The organism is Nitrospira sp. (assembly GCA_005116745.1).
In the GTDB taxonomy this organism is placed as follows: domain Bacteria; phylum Nitrospirota; class Nitrospiria; order Nitrospirales; family Nitrospiraceae; genus Nitrospira_D.
Map to the genome: position 1 here is coordinate 276,962 of SWDS01000001.1, position 20,390 is coordinate 297,351.

At 57.7% G+C, this 20,390-nt stretch carries 9 protein-coding genes; all 9 read left to right on the forward strand.

Features of this window, described 5'->3' with window-relative positions; all coding sequences use genetic code 11:
* Positions 1-84: 84 nt before the first annotated feature.
* Positions 85-1,632 carry a TolC family protein gene (locus E8D52_01375; protein TKB70771.1) on the forward strand — a complete coding sequence of 516 codons (1,548 nt, stop codon included), beginning with the start codon at positions 85-87 and terminating at the stop codon, positions 1,630-1,632.
* Positions 1,629-2,417 (forward strand): efflux RND transporter periplasmic adaptor subunit, encoded by a 789-nt coding sequence (locus tag E8D52_01380; protein ID TKB70772.1) that lies wholly within the window; start codon positions 1,629-1,631, stop codon positions 2,415-2,417. Before E8D52_01375 ends, E8D52_01380 begins: the two co-directional genes overlap by 4 nt.
* A gap of 10 nt (positions 2,418-2,427) precedes the next feature.
* The gene (locus E8D52_01385) at positions 2,428-3,795 is read left to right on the forward strand and encodes an HlyD family efflux transporter periplasmic adaptor subunit (GenBank protein ID TKB70773.1); all 1,368 of its coding nucleotides are present in this window, start codon (positions 2,428-2,430) and stop codon (positions 3,793-3,795) included.
* Entirely contained in the window at positions 3,792-5,924 is a 2,133-nt protein-coding gene (locus E8D52_01390) for an HlyD family efflux transporter periplasmic adaptor subunit (protein ID TKB70774.1), read from the forward strand. Before E8D52_01385 ends, E8D52_01390 begins: the two co-directional genes overlap by 4 nt.
* 291 nt (positions 5,925-6,215) lie before the next feature.
* Entirely contained in the window at positions 6,216-14,330 is an 8,115-nt protein-coding gene (locus E8D52_01395) for a DUF4347 domain-containing protein (protein TKB70775.1), read from the forward strand.
* 13 nt (positions 14,331-14,343) lie between these two features.
* Positions 14,344-16,254, forward strand: a complete 1,911-nt coding sequence (locus E8D52_01400) for a hypothetical protein (protein TKB70776.1) — start codon at positions 14,344-14,346, stop codon at positions 16,252-16,254.
* Positions 16,251-17,114 (forward strand): response regulator, encoded by an 864-nt coding sequence (locus tag E8D52_01405; protein ID TKB70777.1) that lies wholly within the window; start codon positions 16,251-16,253, stop codon positions 17,112-17,114. The genes E8D52_01400 and E8D52_01405 overlap by 4 nt, the downstream gene beginning before the upstream one ends.
* A gap of 50 nt (positions 17,115-17,164) precedes the next feature.
* On the forward strand, positions 17,165-19,054 hold the full coding sequence (locus E8D52_01410) for a response regulator (protein TKB70778.1): 1,890 nt from the start codon (positions 17,165-17,167) through the stop codon (positions 19,052-19,054).
* A 36-nt stretch (positions 19,055-19,090) separates the two neighbouring features.
* The gene (locus E8D52_01415) at positions 19,091-20,356 is read left to right on the forward strand and encodes a response regulator (GenBank protein ID TKB70779.1); all 1,266 of its coding nucleotides are present in this window, start codon (positions 19,091-19,093) and stop codon (positions 20,354-20,356) included.
* Positions 20,357-20,390 lie beyond the last annotated feature (34 nt).

The following is a 20,390-nucleotide window of genomic DNA, read 5'->3' on the forward strand; positions in this document are numbered from 1 at the left end:
AATGCCGTGTCCGATCTCTCCAGCTGAGAGCAACGGCAAAGCTTTGTTGAAGATACGGCGTGAGATGGCTCAGTCAAACGAAAGATGAGTGGTGTGGTGAACAGGCAAGATCCTCCGACGGGCCGAATCCGCGATCGAACAGGGCTTCTGCTCGTCCTGCTGACTCTCATGGCCATTTTCGGAGGGAACGGGTGTGCCATCAAGCCGATCCCGTTGACCGAGGATGAAGTCCAATCACGGGTGAAGGAAGACCGAGCGGTTCTGACCAAAGATCAAGAGCCGCTCAATGGCCCGGTTGACCTCTACGAAGCGATGGCTCGGGCGCTGAAGTATAACCTCGACGCGCGGGTCGAGCTGATGCACAAGATGCTGGCGCAGACGCAGCTTGATCTCTCGCACTATGCGATGTTGCCTCGTCTGGCCGCGAACGCCGGATTTGACGGACGGAACAATTTCCCTGGCGGCGTTGCACAGTCCTTGCTCACTGGGCGGCAGGTGCTCGAACCCTTTACCTCCGCCGAACGAAACATTTTCTCGGCCGATCTCTCGCTCAGTTGGAATGTGCTGGATTTCGGCTTGTCCTACATCAGAGCCAAGCAAGCAGCGGACGACGTATTGATTGCCGATGAGGAACGCCGGCGTGTCGCCAATCGGGTCATGCAAGATGTGCGCATCGCCTATTGGCGGGCGGTGAGCGCCGAGCGGATTCTTCCGTCCCTCCGGCTCCTGGATGAGTGGGTGAACCATGCGCTCAACAAGGCCCAAGCGGTTCAGGATGAGCGACTCAGTTCACCGCTGGTTCCCTTACAATACAAGCTCGATCTCCTCAATACCCAACGGTACATTCAACAATTGTTCAGAGAACTAAATACCGCCAAACTTCAACTAGCCGCGCTGATTAATCTGCCGCCTGGGCAGGAGAAGGATCTTGCTCTGCTCGTCCCAGAGCGAGAAGCTAAAACACTCGAACTTCCGTCCGATATGGCGATTCTGGAAGACCGAGCGCTCCTCGCGCGCCCTGAGCTCCGGATGATCGACTACCGTCGTCGGATCAACGCGCGAGAGGCCAAAGCGGCGATCTTGGAAATGTTGCCCAGCTTGAATCTCCAAGTCGGAGGCAACTACAGCAGCAATACCTTCCTCTTTAACAATCACTGGGCGGCCTATGCGGCACGTACAAGTTGGAACTTACTCAACCTCTTGCGTTATCCCGCGCGGGCCAAGACCATCGAGGCGCAGGACCAAGTGCTGCACACGCAGAACTTGGCATTGACCATGGCGGTGATGTCACAGGTCCATGTCAGTGTGGCGCAGGTGGCACATGCGAAGAAAGAGGTCTCGACCGCTGCCCTGTATTACGACACGCAATCCCAAATTGCCGAGCAGACGCGGGTGGCCTGGCGCACGGCGAAACTGAGCGAACAATCAGTGTTGCGCGAGCGAGTGGCTCAAGTGGCGGCACAACTCCGCTACGACGCCGTGGAAGCCGAGGCCCAAACGGCCTGGGCGGCGCTCCTGGCGGCAGTTGGCGAAGATGTCTTGCCGAACGATCTGAAACAGGAACAGGGCGTGTCGGATCTTGCCCTCCAGCTCCGTGCAGGGTGGAGGAAGAGCAAAGAGTTGCTCAAGTGAAGAACCATGGTAGCCGTTTAATCGACGGTGCTCTGGTGGGCGCATGGCTCCTGATCGCCGTCCTGCCGGCGACCGCCGGGACCACCGCGGATGCCAAGCCGATGGGCAATGCGGCTGAACTGAACACGATCCGAGGCGTGGTGAAGGCGACGGCACAAGCGACGTTAGCCAGCCAGGTCCAAGGCCGAATCAGTCGGCTTCCAGTGAAAGAAGGGCAGAGATTCAAAAGGGGAGCCCTCTTAGTCGCACTCGATTGTTCAAAGTATGAGGCGGAACTCGCCAGCGCTCGGGCCGAACACCGCGGCAAGAAGAAGACCTATGAGAACAATCTCCGCCTGTCCGAACATCAAGCCGTGGGGCAACTGGAGCTCGACGTGTCTCAGGCCGAATCCGAAAAAGCGTTCGCGGCTGTGCAGGCCGCGCAAATCAACGTGAGCGGTTGTACCGTCCTCGCGCCGTTTCCAGGGCGTGTGGTCAAAACCATCGTGAATGAACACGAAAATGTTTTTCCCAACGATCAACTCATCAGCCTCTTGGACGACAGCCAGCTTGAGATCGAACTGATCTTGCCGTCGAAGTCACTGACGTGGTTGAAGGTCGGCACACCCTTCGAATACTCGATCGATGAGACAGGACTCCGGTATCCGGCCGTCGTGGAAGATATCGGGGCGAACGTCGATCCTGCGAGCCAGACAGTCAAAGTCAAAGGTCTCTTTCGGGCCAAGCCCGACAAGGTTCTCGCCGGGATGAGCGGCATCGCAGCGTTTCCTGAAGGCCTACACTGACCACACCGACATGGTCACAGCAGAAGCCACACCCCACAGCGCGCTACCGAAACACACACCCTGGGCCACCCTCTTACAGTTGGAGAGGATGATTCGTACTGCGACAACCCAACAGGAGTTGCAATTTCTTCTAGTCAACGAAACACGTCGGTTGGTCTCGTATAGACAGGCTGTGTTGTTGATTCCGTCTTCGACTGCTGCGTCAAGGTATGAAGCGCGGGCCGCATCAAGCGTGCCAGTCGTCGACCGCACGGTACCCGTGATGCAATGGATCGAACGGCTGATCCAGCATGTGCGGGACACCTCGAAAAGCGGCGACCTCCGTCAACTTGAGGAAGCTGATTGTCCGTCCGAACTCCAGTCAGAGTGGACCGAATTCACGCTTGGCCATGGTCTGTGGTGTCCGCTGACCCATCCAGATGGACAGATGTTGGGCGGCCTGTGGTTCACGCGCGATCAACCATGGCCGGAGCACGAACTCACGGTACTTCAACGACTCAGCGAGGCCTATGCCTATGCCTGGCGTGCGGTCGGTCCATCCAAGAATCTCCGATGGCGCTGGGGCTTGAGCCGGACGACGACGTGGCTGCTTGCCGGGGCGGCGGTGGGCGCGCTGCTCATTCCTGTCCCCATGTCGACTGTGGCGCCCGCGAAGATTGTGGCTAAAGAGCCGTTGATTGTCAGCGCGCCGATCGATGGAGTCATTGCGGACATTGCCGTGTTGCCGAATACCGAGGTCACACAAGGGGATCTGTTGTTCCGATACGAGGATACGACCTTCCGCAGCGACTATCAGATCGCGGAACGCAACCTGGATGTGGCGATGGCGCAGTATCGCCGCGCGGCTCAGGGGGCGTTCGTGGCAGCCGACCAAAAGGCCGATGTGCCGCTGTTGAAGGCGGAAGTGGAGTTGCGGGAAACGGAGCGAAACTACGCCTACGAACGATTGGCCAAAGTTGAGGTCAAGGCTGAACAGGCAGGCCTGGTTTTGTACAGCGATAAATCCGATTGGATCGGAAAACCGGTTGTCGTCGGCCAACGCATGATGGAACTGGCGCGCCCTCGGCAGGTGGAAGTCAGAATCGATCTCCCGGTCGACGATGCCATTGTGCTTCATGAAGGGGCAGCGGTGTCGTTATTCCTCAATGCCCATCCGTTATCCAGCGTGCCGGCCACGGTGAGCCATGCGAGCTACCATGCCGAGGTCTTGCCGAACAACACGTTGGCCTATCGTGTCACGGCGCAGCTTGGAGAAGGCGCGCCGGAATTACGGATCGGCTGGCAGGGTAGCGCGAAGATTTACGGAGAGCAGGTGTCGCTGTTCACCTACCTATTTCGCCGTCCGATTTCCGCGCTCAGGCCGTGGATTGGGCTATGAAACCATCACCGGATCCGCCGCGTGAATCCATCGTACCGCCGCTGCGAGAGGATCTCCAGCTCCTGGCCGGGGCTCCAGCTGCTGATGGGTCGCCGACCTGGGTTCTGGTAGACCAGCTTCGCGGCAAGTATTTCCAGATCGGCTGGCCGGCCTATCAAATGCTTTTGCGTTGGAAGGGTCGGTCAGCGGAAGCCATCGTGTCCGCGATTCATGCTGAGACGACCTGTCGCGTCACGGCCGGGGATGTCGACGCATTTCTCCGGTTCTTACACAACAACCATCTCATGCGCGATCCGCCGCAGGGAGGGTATCGAGCCTATCTCGCCCAAGCGGAAGCGGCCAAGCCACAGTGGCTGACGTGGTTGGCCCACCACTATCTGTTCTTCCAAGTGCCATTAGTGCGGCCGGGTCGATTTCTTCGTGCGACGCTTCCGTTTGTGGAATGGCTCTTTGCCCCAGCCGTGGTATGGATCATTGGACTGATCGGGCTGATCGGAATCTATCTTGTCTCCCGTCAGTGGGACACGTTTACCGCTACCATGCTGCACTTCTTCACGGTGCGCGGCGCTGCGCTCTACGTGCTCTGCCTGGTTATCGTCAAGATCGTTCATGAGCTCGGACATGCCTATACCGCCACTCGCTACGGCTGTCGCGTGTCGACTATGGGCGTCGCCGCGATCTTACTCGTGCCGATGCTGTACTCCGACACCTCCGATGCGTGGAAATTGACCGCCCGACGTCAGCGTGCCGCCATCGGGGCTGCTGGGATGATTGTGGAATGTGCAGTGGCGGCAATCGCGATCTTCGCGTGGAGCTTTCTGGATGATGGGGTGGGAAGAAGCCTGGCGTTTCTCATGGCGACGACCAGCTTGGCGTTGGGAGCGGCAATTAACCTGAACCCGTTCATGCGGTTCGATGGCTATTACGTCCTCTCTGATTGGCTGGGTATCCCGAATCTGCATGAGCGAGCCTTTGCCTTTGGACAGTGGCAACTCAGGAAGCTGTTGTTCGGTCTGGATCAGCCGATGCCGGAGCCGGTGTCTGCGGCGCGGCGACGCTTCTTGGTCGGGTTTGCCTGGGCCACGTGGGCGTACCGGTTCTTGCTGTTTCTGGGGATCGCCTTGGTGGTCTATCACTTCTTCTTCAAGTTGCTGGGACTCATCCTGTTCGCCTTCGAAATCGGCTGGTTCATCGTGCTGCCGATTATGCGCGAACTCAAGGCCTGGTGGCTGTTACGGACGGCGGTTCGCGAGCAGCGACGGGTGTGGATCTCCGCCGGTGTGGTGGGTGTCCTGACGTCCGTGTTGTTTGTTCCTTGGTCGGATCGAATCACCCTCCCGGCGGTGTTGGAATCGATGCCCCATGCCACGATCTATGCGCCGGCTCCAGGCAGAATCGTCGAACTGATGCTCGAGGAAGGCCGTCATGTGGAGAAGGGCACCGGACTCATCACGCTGGAATCCCCGGTACTAGATAAGGAAGTGGCGTTAACGCAGAAGCGGATCGAAGTCGAACAGTTGAGAGGACGGCGCCAGTTCGTGGATCAACAAGAATTGTCAAAACATCAGGTCACGATCGAAGCGCTGAAGGCACGGCTCTCGCAGCTTGAGGGTCTTGTGCAACAACAGCAGACGCTCTCGCTTGTATCGCCGATCTCGGGACGAGTCACCGACCGAGCCGAGGCATTGCATGTGGGACGCTGGATTAATAAGGACCTGCCGCTTGCTTATGTCGTTGATCCAGCAGGCGAAGAGCTGCATGCGGTCGCGCCCGAAACCGACGTGGGCTATCTCCGCGCTGGCCAGTCGGCTAGATTCATTCCCGACGGGGCCGAGCGTCCGAGCGTGAGGGCCCGGGTGGTCGAGATAAGAGATATTGATGAAAGCAGTTTCACCGTGCCCTACCTGGCCTCGCTCTACGGCGGCGAGGTGCCGGTGCGGGAAGATGCCAACCATCGGCTGCGGCCTGAAACCTCTGTCTATCGGATTACCCTGCGCCTTGTCGAACCGGCTCCCCGCTGGAACCAAGCCGTGCGCGGAACGGTGCTGGTAGAGGGGCCTCGAATCAGCCTCGCTCAACGGGCCTGGGAAAAGGGCGTCCGGATCTTGATTCGTGAAAGCGGCGCATAACGGCCCTTCCTCGTGAAGTGGTTCACGATCAAACGTTTCAGGATTTTTGTTATGTGTTTGGAATCGCTGAAATTCATGCGTCGAACTTGAAACGAGAGACTCGAAACCAGCCGCCCTCGCACGAACCACGCTTCAAGCCCTTGCCAAGAAGGGGGAATCTGCTTCGGGAAGTGGCATCGACTTGCTAAATTGGTACATGGAAAATCTGAGAAACTCGGTCTTCTCTTTACCCTGAGAATACTAGGTAAACATAAGCGGTCCGTGGAGAAGGCATCTCGCAGGCGTCCGCCGATGTCCGTCCAGACGGGGTCTCACCTGCCTTCATATTCCACTTCCTGGTTGGCTCTCGAACCACGGATTATGTTCGATGGCGCGGCGGTGGCAACGGTCGACACCCTTGCAACTCAACAACTCGCACAAACCCAAGCTGAGGCCTCAGCCTCGCCCGATGATGGGGGAACAAGCGAGGCGCCGCTCAGGGCACCCACCGGCGAGCCGCAATTTAGCGCCAGCGACCAGGCTCTCTTCGATGCACTAGCCGCGTACGACACCTCGGCGGCGCGCCAGGAAATCATCTTTCTTTCTCCCAGCGTGCGTGACTACCAACAACTGCTGGATGGCATCAGCCCCAACGTCGAAGTGATCATCCTCGACCCGACTCGCGATGGCGTGCAGCAGATGGTGGAGATACTCGCCGGTCGGACGGGCATCGATGCGATCCATCTGATCACGCATGGTGACTCCGGAGTCCTTCACCTGGGAACGAGCACGCTCGATGCGGCATCCATGTCAGAACAGTATGCCGATGAACTCGCGACGATTAAGCAGAGTCTGTCCAACACTGCCGATCTTGTCATCTATGGATGCAGCTTTGCTGAAGGTCAGGTTGGGCAGGAAGCAGCGACTCTGCTCGGACAGTTAACGGGTGCTGAAGTGGCGGCATCTACCGATGTGACGGGCCATGTCGGGCTCGGGGGCGATTGGAACCTGGAATATCAGATAGGCGCGATCGAGACCAACGTGGTCGTCTCCTCGATTGTTCAAAGTGAGTGGAGTGGAACACTGGATATTACGTCGAATCTCGTCGGCCACTACCAGCTCGACGACGGCAGCGGGACCACGGCGAACGATTCCAGCGCCACGAACAACGACGGCACCTTGCTGACGGGCCCTCCGGTCTGGACCGCCGGACAAGTCGGTACCAGCGCACTCGATTTCAGCGGCAATTTCGACCGGGTTGAAGCGCCGGACAACGCGGCTACCAATTTCGGCAGTGGCAACTTTTCCGTGGCCTTGTGGCTCAACACCACCCAAACCACTGCTGGCCAAAGCCGACTTATTGGGGACTCCAGCGGTGCCAACGGGTTCATCATGTATCGGGATACCACGACCCTCACCACCTTCATTCAGGGCACAAGTGGCTCAACGACACTGAGCGTCGGTGGCCTGTTCGATGGAAACTGGCATCACGTCGTCAGTGTTCGTAACGGCACCACGTCTCAGCTGTATGTCGATGGTCAACTGTCAACCGCAGTCGTCACCACAGTCGGCAATATCAACAACACAAATAGTCTTCGCATCGGCGCGTCAAGTGCGGCTGCCGGCGACTACGACGGCCGTCTCGACGATGTTCGCCTGTATAGTCGCGCCTTAAGCAGCGGAGATGTCGCGCAGCTCTATACGACGAGCAACGATGCGCCGACAAACACGGTTCCTGGGTCGCAGGGTACCAACGAAGACACGAATCTGGTCTTCTCGTCCGGCACCAGTAACCAGATTTCCATTTCCGATATCGATGCCGGCAGTAACCCGATTGAAGTCACAGTCTCGGTGACCAACGGAGTCCTCACGCTGGCGGGCATGACGGGACTGACTTTTACGGGCGGCGATGGAACGGCGGATACCACGATGACGTTCCGTGGAACAGTCGCGAACATCAACACGGCGCTCAATGGCCTGACCTATATCCCGACGGCGGAGTACAGCGGCGGCGCCACCCTGACGCTCGTCTCACGCGACAATACTCTGGTCTCCCTCGACATCGACGCCAACCTCCAAGCCCGCTATACGTTCGAAAGCAACGCCAACGATGTGGCCGGCACCCCTCAGAACGGCACCCTGGTCAACGGGGCGACCTACGTCACCGACGGCACCCGCGGGCAGGTGCTGAGTCTAGATGGGGTGGACGACTATGTTCAGATCACGAGTACGTTCTCCAATCCGACGGAAGTCACCGTTGGTGGATGGGTGAATCTGGCAGCAGGCACAGGCCGCAAAGAGTTTATCTCGCTGGATAATCGGGTCCATATCGCGTTGGATGACGCGTCCGGCGTCAAGGGCAGTGTTCAGATTGGAGCCAGTTCGTGGGTTGATTTGAACTCCAATCAGTTTATCGCCGGCACCGGGTGGCACCATGTGATGTATTCGTACAGTGACACGGGCAATACTCATGCGCTGTATATCGACGGAGCTTTGGTGGCATCTGCGAGCATTGCAAACTCGATCTACTGGACGGGGGCAGGAGACACAAATATTGGGAGGAATGCTGCCGCAGCTAACGCCTACAACAATGGCCTCGTCGATGACGCGCGCGTGTACGATCGGGTTTTGACGGCCTCCGAAATTGCAGCCCTGGCGTCCGACCTGAGCCTGACCGATATCGATACTGTAGCGATCACCGTGAGCGGCGTGAACGACGCGCCGGTCGCCAGCAACGACAACCACGTTATGGCTGAAAACGGGACCTTGACCATAGGGGGCTGGGGTGCGAGCTTCACCTCGAACACCATTTCAACCGCCGGCGACGCTCCCCGCTCGGTCTATGCGACCGATGTGGACGGCGACGGCGACGTCGATGTGCTGTCGGCTTCGAACTCGGACGACAAAATCACCTGGCACGAGAACAATGGCGCCGGGAGCTTCACGGGGCATACGATCACGACTGGTGTCGATGGGGCGTACTCTGTATTCGCAGCCGATCTCGACAGCGATGGCGACATGGACGTGATTGCCGCCGCCAGCAATGCCGACACTGTCACGTGGTACAAGAATGACGGCAATGAGAACTTCACGGTTCAGACCATTACCACGACCGCCAACAATGTGCTTTCAGTGTATGCCACCGACGTCGATAGCGACGGCGATGTGGATGTGCTCTCCGCCTCGTTCGACGACGACAAGATCGCCTGGTACGAGAATAATGGCGCCGGGAGCTTTACGGCACATACCATCAGCACGGCAGCGGATGCCGCAGGTGCGGTATTCGCCATCGACGTCGACGGGGATGGCGACATCGACGTGCTGTCGTCTTCTCAAAACGACGACAAGATTGCGTGGTACGAGAACGACGGCAGCGAGAACTTTACCGCTCACACGATCACGACTGCGGCAGACGAAGCGCGGTCTGTGTTTGCGATCGATGTTGATGGCGATGGCGACATTGACGTGCTGTCGGCCTCGCGCGCCGACAACAAGATCGCCTGGTATCGCAATGACGGCAGCGAGAACTTCACTGCCATTACCATCTCGACATCGGTAGTGGGCTCCCGCTCAGTCTACGCCGTGGACATTGAAGGCGATGGCGATGTGGATGTGCTCTCCGCCTCGTTCGACGACGACCGAATCGTGTTGTACAAGAACGACGGCAACGAAAACTTTACGGCCCAAAACATTACGACCACCGACAACGGGGCGCGCTCGGTATTCGTGGCCGACATCGATGGCGACAACGACCTCGACGTGGTATCGGCGTCGGAACTCGATGACAAGGTCGCTTGGTATCAGAACGTCGGCACGGGAATTCTCTCCAACGACACGGATATCGACAACGGACTGCTGACATCAGTGTTGGTCGCGGGTCCCAGCCACGGCACCCTGGCCCTGAATACCAACGGCAGCTTCGTTTACACGCCTGTCACGGGTTTCAATGGCATCGACTCGTTTACCTACCGCGCCAGCGACGGAACGGCACAATCCGCAAATGCAACCGTGACGATCACGGTCAGTGGCGTGAACGATGCGCCGTTACTGACTAACGGGGGATCGGCCGGCGCAGGGGAAGACAGTGGGGGAAATCCGTTCTTTGGCGTGGTGACCGTCACGGACCCGGACAGTGCTGATTTTAACGGAGGAACACTCACGGCCTCCATCAGCGTCGGTGGTGAGTCGACCGACAAGCTGCAGTTGCTCGGTATCGGCGGTGTGTCACTGTCTGGCTCAAATGTGTTGGTGAGCGGCGTCACGGTAGGCACATGGTCCGGCGGCACCGGCGGCACGCCGTTGACCGTGAGCTTCAATGTCAACGCGCAATTGGCGCAGGTGCAGGCAGTCTACCAGTCCATCACCTATACCACGACGTCGGACACACCTACACTGGGCGTACGCACAATCTCAGTTGTCGTTACCGACGGCGATGGCGGGACGAGCAACACGGGTACTGGCACCGTCAACCTGACGACGGCCGTCAACGACCAACCGGTCTTCAGCAATTTGAATGGTACGCCGACGTATATCGAAGGCGGCGCGGCCGTCGTGCTGGATGCCGACGTGACCATCTTTGATGCAGAGCTGACGAATGCCAACAACTTCAGCGGCGCCACGCTCACGCTGACCCGCAATGGCGGGGCTAATGCGCAGGACGTGTTCAGCGCAAGCGGTACGCTCAGCTTGAGCGGTGGCAATGTCGTAGTGAGTGGCACCACCATCGGGACTTACACGAATAGCGGCGGGACGCTGCAATTCACATTCAACGGCAGCGCCACCAATACCTTGGTCAATCAGGCAATGCAGCAGATTGCTTACAGTAACTCCAGTGACACCCCACCGGCCAGCGCGCAGATCAACTGGACCTTCAGCGACGGGAACACGGGCAGTCAAGGAACCGGCGGCGCATTGACGGCCACTGGTAGCACGACCGTTACGATTACGGCGCAGAACGATCCGCCATCTGCCAATGCGGCGGGTCCATACACCATTGTGGAGGGTCAAAATCTGACACTGAACGCCGGAAGTTCGAGCGATCCAGAAGGCGATACGCTGACGTACGCGTGGGATCTCGACAACGACGGCAACTATGGCGAAGTCGGCGAGCCCACGACAGTGAATCCCACCGTCACCTGGGCCACGTTGCAGAGTTTCGGCATTGCCGACAATGGTAGCTACACGATCGGGTTGCGTGTCAGCGACGGAACAACTCCCGTGACTACCACCACCACCCTCAACGTGGACAATACAGCCCCCACCCTCACGGCTACGGGGAGTGCGACGGCCAGCAATGGCGGTGTCTACACCTTGAACCTCAGCGCGTCTGATCCCGGTGCCGATACCATTTCGGGATGGACGATCAATTGGGGCGACGGCACGGTGCAGGCTGTCGCGGGCAACCCTCCGACGGTCACGCACAGCTATTCAAATATCGGACTGACCTACAACATTCTTGCTGCAGCCACGGACGAAGACGGGACGTTTACCGACAGCAAGGTGCTGGTCTCCAGTTTTGGCAATGACAGTATCCGTCAGCTCGATGGAGTCACCGGTGGGCTGCTCGGCGTTCTGCCGGCGAATGGTTCTCTGGACAACCCTTCAGGCAGCGTCATCGGACCGGATGGTCGGCTCTATGTCAGTGGGTACGCGTCCAACAATGTCGTGTGGTATGACCTCGGCGCGGGGACGACCGGCGTGTTTGTCGCAGCCGGCAGTGGTGGCCTCGCGAGCGCCGCCGACGTGGTCTTCGGTCACGACGGCCATTTGTATGTGACCAGTTACGATACGGATCAGGTGTTGCGCTACAACGGGACCACGGGGGCATTTATCGACGTGTTTGCGACCGGCACCCTCAATGGGCCGACTCCGCTGACCTTCGGTGCCGATGGGCATCTCTACGTTGGGGATTGGTTCGGCGGCAAGGTCTATAAGTTCGACGGTGTCAGTGGCGCCCAGATCGGCGCAGGTGCGTTTGCAACCTTGCCGTCCGGCTTCGGCGTGGTATCGATGGAATTCGGCTCTGACGGTCATCTGTATGTGGGTGACGGCCAGGTCAATGATCTGCTCAAATTCAATGGCACGACCGGCGCGTTCATGTCGACGATCGATGCCTCGATCACGCCCTACGATATTGAAACCGGTCCGGATGGCACGCTGTACGTGACCGATTTCACCGCCGGCCGTGTGGAACGCTTCGACCCCACCACCGGCACCTCACTCGGCTTCTTCGACAGCGGCACGACCGGCATCGTCAATCCATGGGGCCTGGCCTTTACACCGGAAATGCAGGTGACGGTCGTGGCCTCCGTGGCACCGACCATCACGAACCTAAGCGGCGACAGCCTCGCGTACAACGAGGGCGACGGGGCGGTGGTGATTGAGCAGGGCGGTAATGCACTGGTGGCCGATGTAGATTCGACCAATTTCGATACTGGGACATTGACCGTCTCGATTTCTGCGGGCATGGACAGTGCCGAAGACGTGCTGAGCATCCAGAACCAAGGGACCGGGGCCGGGCAAATCGGCGTGAGCGGCAGCAATGTGACGTACGGCGGTGTGAGCATCGGCACGTTTACCGGCGGCAGCAGTGGCAGCAATCTTGTGATTACGTTCAATGCCAGCGCGACTCCCACAGCCGTGACGGCGCTGGTGAAGAACATCGCCTATGAGAATACGGATACGGCGATGCCCACGGCGGGGGCGCGGACCGTGCGGTACGTCCTGACTGATGGCGACGGTGGGACCAGCGCGAACTACGACACGACCGTCGCGGTGAGCGGCGTCAACGATCCGCCCTCCATTGTGGATGCCACCGTGGCCCTCGACGAGAACAGTGCGAACGCCACAGCCGTGACCAACATCAGCGACAGCTTCACGGGGACCGACCTGGACCGGGACGGCCAAGCGCTCACCTACAGCATTACGGCGGGCAACACGGGCGGGGCCTTTGCCATCAACGCGGCGACGGGAGCCATCACCGTGGCGACCAGTGCGGCCCTGGACTTCGAAACCACGCCGAGCTTTACCCTGACCGTGCAGGCGAGCGACGGCACCCTGAGCGATACCGCGGCGATCACGATCAATCTGAACAACCTCAACGAGGCGCCGGTAGCGGGCGATGATGTGGCAGTCACGACCGAAAACACGGCGGTGACGACCGGCAATGTGTTGGCGAACGATAGTGATGTGGATTCAGTGCTGAGTCCAGCTAGCATTTCCGCGTTTGATGCCGTGAGTGTCAACGGTGGGACGGTTGTGAACAATGGCGATGGCACCTTTACCTATACCCCGGGAGTGAACTTCACCGGTATTGACACGTTTACCTATACGGTGTCCGACGGTCTGTTGAGTGACACGGCAACTGTGACGATTACCGTCACGCCAGCTGGCAACAGTGTTCCAAGTCTTGCTGCCAATACCGGGTCTACAGTTACCCAAGGATTGACCGATGTGATCACAGCGAGTGAGCTGCACGTGGTCGACTTGGATAATACATCAGGTCAACTGATCTATATGGTGACCACCGCTCCTCTCAATGGGCACCTCGAACTGACAACTACTCCCGGCGTGGCGATCACGACGTTTACGCAGGCTGATATCGATGCCGGCCGACTGGTGTTTGTCCATAACGGTGTAGCTACCACGAGTGATAATTTTACATTTACCGTCAGTGATGGAGCTGGAGGCACTATCGGTGCCTCCATATTTACGTTCACGGTTTCGCCATTTTTCCCACCCCCTGGCGGCGGTGGCGGGAGCGGTGGAACCGGCGGTTCTGGTGGTACCGGTTCAGGAACCGGATCAGGATCTGGCCCGGTTTCTGGGGGTGGGAGCAGCGTCGGAGTAGTTCCAGCTCAAGTCCTTCCGTCTTCCGTGCCGATAAGTACGGAGGTGCCGGTCAAAGGTGTGTCGGTGGTGGGAGCTAGTAATGATCCGGCGCCAAGAGCAGTGATGGCGAATCGGACGTTTGCGAGGGGCGAGCAACCGAATACCGTCATTCAGGAGCTACCGACAGTACCGGCTGAACCGCTGTCACTGCCAGTGAAAAAGGTTCTCGCCGTTGGTCACAAGCTTGCCGAGCGTTTGACCAGGCTGACTGAGGAGCTGGAGCGTGGCGTGCAAGAGCGAGAGTCCCAGACTCACCTCGTTGGGCGTGTGGCGTCATTCTCCGGGGTGGCGTTATCTGCGGGGTTCGTTGCCTGGATCCTCCGTGGGGGGTCGCTCGTCGCGAGTTTCCTCGTTTCGATGCCAGCCTGGCGGCATTTTGATCCGCTGCCAGTATTGGGGGGCGAACTACTCACTCGCCGGAAGCGCGACCGCAAGATGCGTGAGGACGATGACCAGGAAAATAAGCAGTTCCGTGGCCTAGATCGAGTCTTGAAAACTGCTGATCACAGAACAAACGGCCCGAAGCGATACCCATGAACGGAACGCAGTCATGAAAGTGACCCCCTTAGTTTGGATCAGTTTCGGCTTGGTCAGCGTGACGATCAGCGTGATGTTAGCCGGCTCTTCACTTGTCGATCTCGTGCCCAACCATGATCGCCAGGTCTTCGAATATCGTCGCGATTTAGCCGAAGCCCTGGCTGTTCAATATTCGGTATTAGCGGAGCGGAATCAGATTGAAACGATTCAATTTGCCATGGAGACGTTGGCCAAGCGGAATCACGAAATCTCCTCACTGGCGCTCCTTCAAAAAGACGGCGGCATCGTTGCGCAAGTTGGCGCGCATGCACAGGTTTGGGTTCAGCCGCTGGGTGACCAATCGACGCTTCAATCCCTTCAAGTCCCGATCTTTTCCGGAGATCAACCATGGGGTGTGCTCCAATTGGCGTTTCGTGAATCTGAAGGCTCAGGAATCGACCGCTTTCTTTCCGATCCATGGATACGCTTCCTTGCGTTTGTGAGCGTGATGGGGTTCTTCGGCTACCTCTTTTTCATGAAGCGCACGCTCCGTCAGCTCGATCCCTCCGGCATTGTTCCGACACGTGTGAAAGCGGCGCTCGATGCCCTGACGCAGGGCGTGGTAATGATCGACATGCGAGACGCGATTATTCTTACTAATGATTCATTCAGTCGCGCTGTCAATAAGCCCGTGACCTCGTTGATTGGCTCCGATCTCGGGACGCTTGGCTGGAAGTCGATGACTCCAACGGATTCGCTCATGGTGTATCCGTGGACCAGGGCTATTATGGACCGGCGCTCTCTCGACAATATCCCGCTCATTATCAATCTCTCCGATGGGGAGCAGCGAAAATTCATCGTCAATACGGTCCCGATTATGGACGACGGGTCCACGGTCAGAGGAGCGCTCGTCTCGTTTCACGACGTCACCGAACTGGATCGAGCCAATTCTCAACTTAAGGATGCGAACAGTGAATTAGAGGCATCACGTGTCCAAATTTTACAGAAGAACCAGGAACTCGAGGCCACGAATACGAATTTGCACGTCGAGATGGATCAGCGGAAAAAAGCTGAGGCGGAAAAGGAAAAGCTGTACCAGCAACTCATGAATGCCTCGCGCCAAGCGGGTATGGCGGATGTGGCGTCCAGTGTACTGCATAATGTCGGGAACGTTCTCAATAGCATTAATGTATCGACCGATACGCTACTCAAAACACTTAAGAAGCCGATGGTGGGCGATGTCTGTCGGATCGCATCGATGTTCAACGAGCATCAGGACAATCTACAGGAATTCTTGACGGTCGATCCGAAGGGCAAGCAGATCCCCTCCTATCTTGGCTTGGTGGCTGAATCCCTGAGCGGGAGCCATCAGACGATCCAAGGTGAACTCGACTCGCTTGTGAAGAAAGTCGATCACATCAAGCAAGTGATCATGTCACAGCAAGATATTGCCCGCGCAGGGAATATCCGTGAGCCAGCGTCCGCTGAAGATCTCATGGAACAGGCGGTCGTGATGGCGCTCCCTGAGCCGGAGAAATACCACATCCAAATTATACGGGACTATAGCCCCGTCCCCATGATGATGACGGATCGACACCAAGTCTTGCAGGTATTGGTCAACCTGATCACCAACGCGAAGAACGCCATGGTGGAACACTCGGAGGGCACCCGCCGTCTCACGCTGCGCATCGGAGTGCTTTCCGCTCAGGCCTGCGCTCAATTTGAGGTGATCGATACCGGTATCGGGGTCAAACCGGAGCATCTCCCTCGGCTGTTTGCGCAAGGCTTTACAACGAGAAAGGCCGGTCATGGACTTGGGCTCCATAGCGCGGCCATTGTCGCCAAAAATCTTGGTGGAACGTTGCACGGGCAGAGTGCGGGCGAGGGGTGTGGCGCGACGTTCACTCTGGAACTCCCGTTGGTCGTGGTGGAAGCCGCAGCATGAACAGTGATCAGGCTACGGACAATCGGCGCGTTCTCGTCATTGACGACAACACGAACATCCATGAAGACTTCCGTAAGATCCTGATGCCGCTGGCCGATTCCGATTCATTGGCTCACGCTCGGGCAGCCTTGTTTGGAGAGGTTCCGACACTTCCATCACAAATACGCTATGAGCTGGACTTCGCGAGCCAGGGGCGTGAGGGCTTCGGTCTGGCTCAGAATGCTTATCAAAGAGGGAATCCCTATGCGGTGGCATTTGTGGACATGCGGATGCCGCCGGGATGGGATGGACTCGAGACCATCGAGCATCTGTGGTATGCCGATCCTGATGTTCAAATCGTGATTTGTTCCGCGTATTCTGATCATCCATGGGAAGATGTGAGTCGTCGTATCGGAGACACCGACAAGCTGCTCATTCTGATGAAGCCCTTCAACAGCATCGAGGTTGTTCAACTCGCGAACGCGCTGACGAAGAAATGGAATCTGGCACGCGCTGTCAAACTGCAGATTGACAGTCTTGCGTTCAGCGTGAGTCAACGAACAGCCGAGTTGCGGGAGGCGAATGAGCGTCTGCAAGCAAATATTGTCAGTCGGGCTGCGGACAGACTGCCAGCTCCTTCTCGGAGCGATCTTGAGGAGACCTTCCGTCAAAAGGAAGAATTTCTCGCGATTATGAGCCATGAAATTCTGACCCCCATGAATGAACTCGTCAGGAAAGTGCAGCTTCTGCTTGATAGTCCGCTGAGTCCAGGCCAGCGTGAGCATGCGTCGACACTCCAACGGTGTGCACAGGACCTCCTTTCCCTCATCAATGATATGCATGTGTTCATGGCGGGTGGAAGAGAAGAAACTCAGACCTAAGGCTGTGAGTAATGATGTTCCTCCTCTCGGCAGACAGAAGGACATGACGGATGATGAGCGCCAACAATAAAAACCTTCGAATCTTGGTCGTTGACGACAATCGGGCCATCCATGAGGATTTTCGCAGAATCCTTGAAGCGCCATCTGAGGAAGAGGGGCTCCATCGCGCACGGGCGACGCTGTTCGGAGAGACGCCACTTGTCGAGGCCCTGGACCAGTTCGAGCTGGATTATGCGGAACAAGGACAAGCGGCGTTGGCCCTGGTAGAGATGGCGCGTCGGGAAGAACGTCCGTATGCGGTGGCGTTTGTCGATATGCGGATGCCACCAGGGTGGGACGGCTTGGAAACTATTGAACGGCTCTGGGAGGCGGACGGACGGCTTCAAGTGGTTATCTGTACGGCCTATTCAGATCATTCGTGGGCGGAGATTGCCGCACGGCTCGAGATGAGCGACCGGTTGCTCATCCTTCGGAAGCCGTTCGATTCCATTGAGGTTCAGCAGATTGCCGCATCGCTGACCAGGAAGTGGGAGTTGGGACGGGACATTCGGTCACAGATCGAAGATCTCGTTGCACAGGTCAATGCCCGCAATCGAGAACTCCAGGCGACGAACCAGCATCTTGAGCAACAGGTGGCTGCACGGACGGCTGAGCTCCAACAGCGCAACGATGAATTACAGAAAATGGTCGAGGCCCTTAAGGAAGCCAAGGTGGCGGCGGATAAGGCCAATCAGGCCAAGTCACAGTTCTTAGCCCGTATGAGCCATGAGATCCGGACGCCCATGAACGCGATGCTCGGCATGAATGAGCTGCTTCTCTCAACCTCGTTGAACGACCGGCAGCGTCATTTCGTCCAAACCATCCATCATTCCGGCGAGCAGTTGCTTCAGATCATCAACGACATACTCGACTTGTCCAAGATCGATGAGGACAAGATGGACCTCCACATCGCGGGATTTGACCTGGTTGCAACCGTGCAGGATGTTGCCGGGCTATTCCATGAACCCTCGCAACGAAAGGGGCTCAGTCTAGAATGTCAGATCGACCCCGAGTTACCTGCTGTGTGGCGAGGGGACGGCCTGCGTCTTCGGCAGATTCTGATGAACCTCGTGAGCAATGCCATCAAATTTACGGAGCGAGGGAGCATCCTGATTCATGTTGAGCGTCTCGAGGATCGCGAGGAGAAGGTCTTATTCAAAATGACGGTGTGCGATACCGGAATCGGTATTCCTCTGGAGGCGCAGCAGAAAATTTTCGATCCGTTCGCTCAGGTTGATGGATCGATGACGAGGCGGTACGGAGGGACGGGTTTAGGACTCGCGATTGTTCAACGACTCGCCTCCTTGATGGGTGGAGACGTCGGGCTCACCAGTACCCCAGGAAACGGATCCACATTTTGGTTTACGGTCTGTCTTGAGAAGGTGAGCGCGAGTGACAGAGCTGGGCTGGAGCACAAGCAGGCGGATGACTACTCGACGCCTGAGGTATTGCTCAATAGAGGCCACGACAGAAGCCCGGGCGTCCATTCCTCCAAGCCACGATCACGTGCGCGTATCCTCTTGGCTGAAGATAATCCGACGAACCAAGAGGTCTTTCTTCGCATGCTGGAGCTCTGCGGGGAATCAGCCGATACGGCGGGTACAGGTCGAGAGGCGATCCAGGCGCTTGAGAGGCGCCCATACGACCTCGTCCTGATGGACTGCGAAATGCCGGAGATGGATGGATTGACGGCGACAGCAGAAATCCGTCGACGAGGATTTACGAGAGGGGATGGTCGGCCTGTCACGATTCTCGCATTGTCAGGTTACGCAGTGAGCACTGTCGAAACTGCCTGCATCGCGGGCGGGATGGACGGTTTTCTGCCAAAGCCGGTGGGGCTCAAAGAGATACAGAAGGCGGTCCGCCAGTGGTTGCCTACCATTGGTTCCCTCGCCGCCTAAGCGGCATTGTCTGCTGGCGCAGTCAGGGAGAGCTGTATGAATATGGATATCGACAAGCATAGTCAGCACCTTCGAGTCTTAGTCATTGACGACAATCTCTCAATCCACGAGGACTTTCGAAAAATCCTTCAACCGGGAACGGAGACACAGAGGCTGGATGACGCGCGCGCGTCGTTATTCGGGGGGGAATCTTTTCAGAAGGCGCTTGTGCGGTTTGAACTGGATTATGCAGATCAGGGGCAAGCCGCGCTGGCCCTCGTCCAAATGGCGCGTCGGGAAGAGCGGCCTTATGCGGTGGCGTTTGTGGATATGCGGATGCCTCCGGGATGGGATGGGCTGGAGACCATCGAGCGTCTGTGGGAGGTTGATCCCGAGATTCAGACGGTCATCTGCACGGCCTACACCGACCATTCCTGGGACGACATCATTCGCCGATTGGGCTGCGATGACCGTCTCCTGATTCTGCAAAAGCCATTTTCCACCGTGGAGGTCTCGCAATTGGCCGCCTCCCTCACCACCAAGTGGAAGCTGGCGCGTCAGGCGCGCCAACGGTTAGAAGCGGCCGAGGCCGCCAACGTCGCGAAATCGCAATTCCTTGCCAACGTGAGCCACGAAATCCGCACGCCTATGAACGGTATTCTCGGGATGAGCGAACTCTTGCTGCGGACGCCTTTGAACGACAAGCAACGCCGGTACATCGAGACGCTCCACAAATCCGGAACGGCTCTGCTGCAGGTCATCAATGATATTCTCGATATCTCGAGGATTGAATCAGGGAAACTCAAGATCGAACGCATCGCGTTCGATCTGCGTCAGCTCGTTAAGGATGTCCTGGAACTATTGTCCGGCCCTATTGAGAGCAAGGGGCTGAGGCTGACAGTCGTGCTTGCTGACAATCTCCTTCAGGAATACGACGGTGACCCGGTGCGCATTCGGCAGATCTTGACCAACTTGATCGGCAACGCCATAAAATTTACGACCCAGGGAGAAATCACCCTCCACGTGGCGGTCGCTGAGGATACTGTCGATACGGCAACGCTTTGTCTGAAAGTGCGGGACACAGGCATCGGCATCGAGCCTGCCGCCCAAGCCAAGCTCTTTACACCGTTTACACAGGCTGACGGCAGTACTACGCGCAAGTATGGCGGGACAGGACTCGGGCTTGCCATTGTAAAACAACTGGCCCAGATGATGAATGGAACGGTGGGTGTCGAGAGCATCCTCGGCCAAGGATCGACGTTTTGGTGCACGATTCAACTCCAAAAGCCTTCTACCCAGACGGTGTTGGCGAAGGTGGTTTGATGGCTAGCCTAGTGAGGAATAGAGGAGCTGTGAC

Excerpts from the sequence above, each read along its gene's own strand:
- E8D52_01375 (TKB70771.1), top strand. The coding sequence starts at position 85 with ATGAGTGGTGTGGTGAACAGGCAAGATCCTCCGACGGGCCGAATCCGC.
- E8D52_01385 (TKB70773.1), top strand. The coding sequence starts at position 2,428 with ATGGTCACAGCAGAAGCCACACCCCACAGCGCGCTACCGAAACACACA.
- E8D52_01390 (TKB70774.1), top strand. The coding sequence starts at position 3,792 with ATGAAACCATCACCGGATCCGCCGCGTGAATCCATCGTACCGCCGCTG.
- E8D52_01395 (TKB70775.1), top strand. The coding sequence starts at position 6,216 with ATGTCCGTCCAGACGGGGTCTCACCTGCCTTCATATTCCACTTCCTGG.
- E8D52_01400 (TKB70776.1), top strand. The coding sequence starts at position 14,344 with ATGAAAGTGACCCCCTTAGTTTGGATCAGTTTCGGCTTGGTCAGCGTG.
- E8D52_01405 (TKB70777.1), top strand. The coding sequence starts at position 16,251 with ATGAACAGTGATCAGGCTACGGACAATCGGCGCGTTCTCGTCATTGAC.
- E8D52_01410 (TKB70778.1), top strand. The coding sequence starts at position 17,165 with ATGATGAGCGCCAACAATAAAAACCTTCGAATCTTGGTCGTTGACGAC.
- E8D52_01415 (TKB70779.1), top strand. The coding sequence starts at position 19,091 with ATGAATATGGATATCGACAAGCATAGTCAGCACCTTCGAGTCTTAGTC.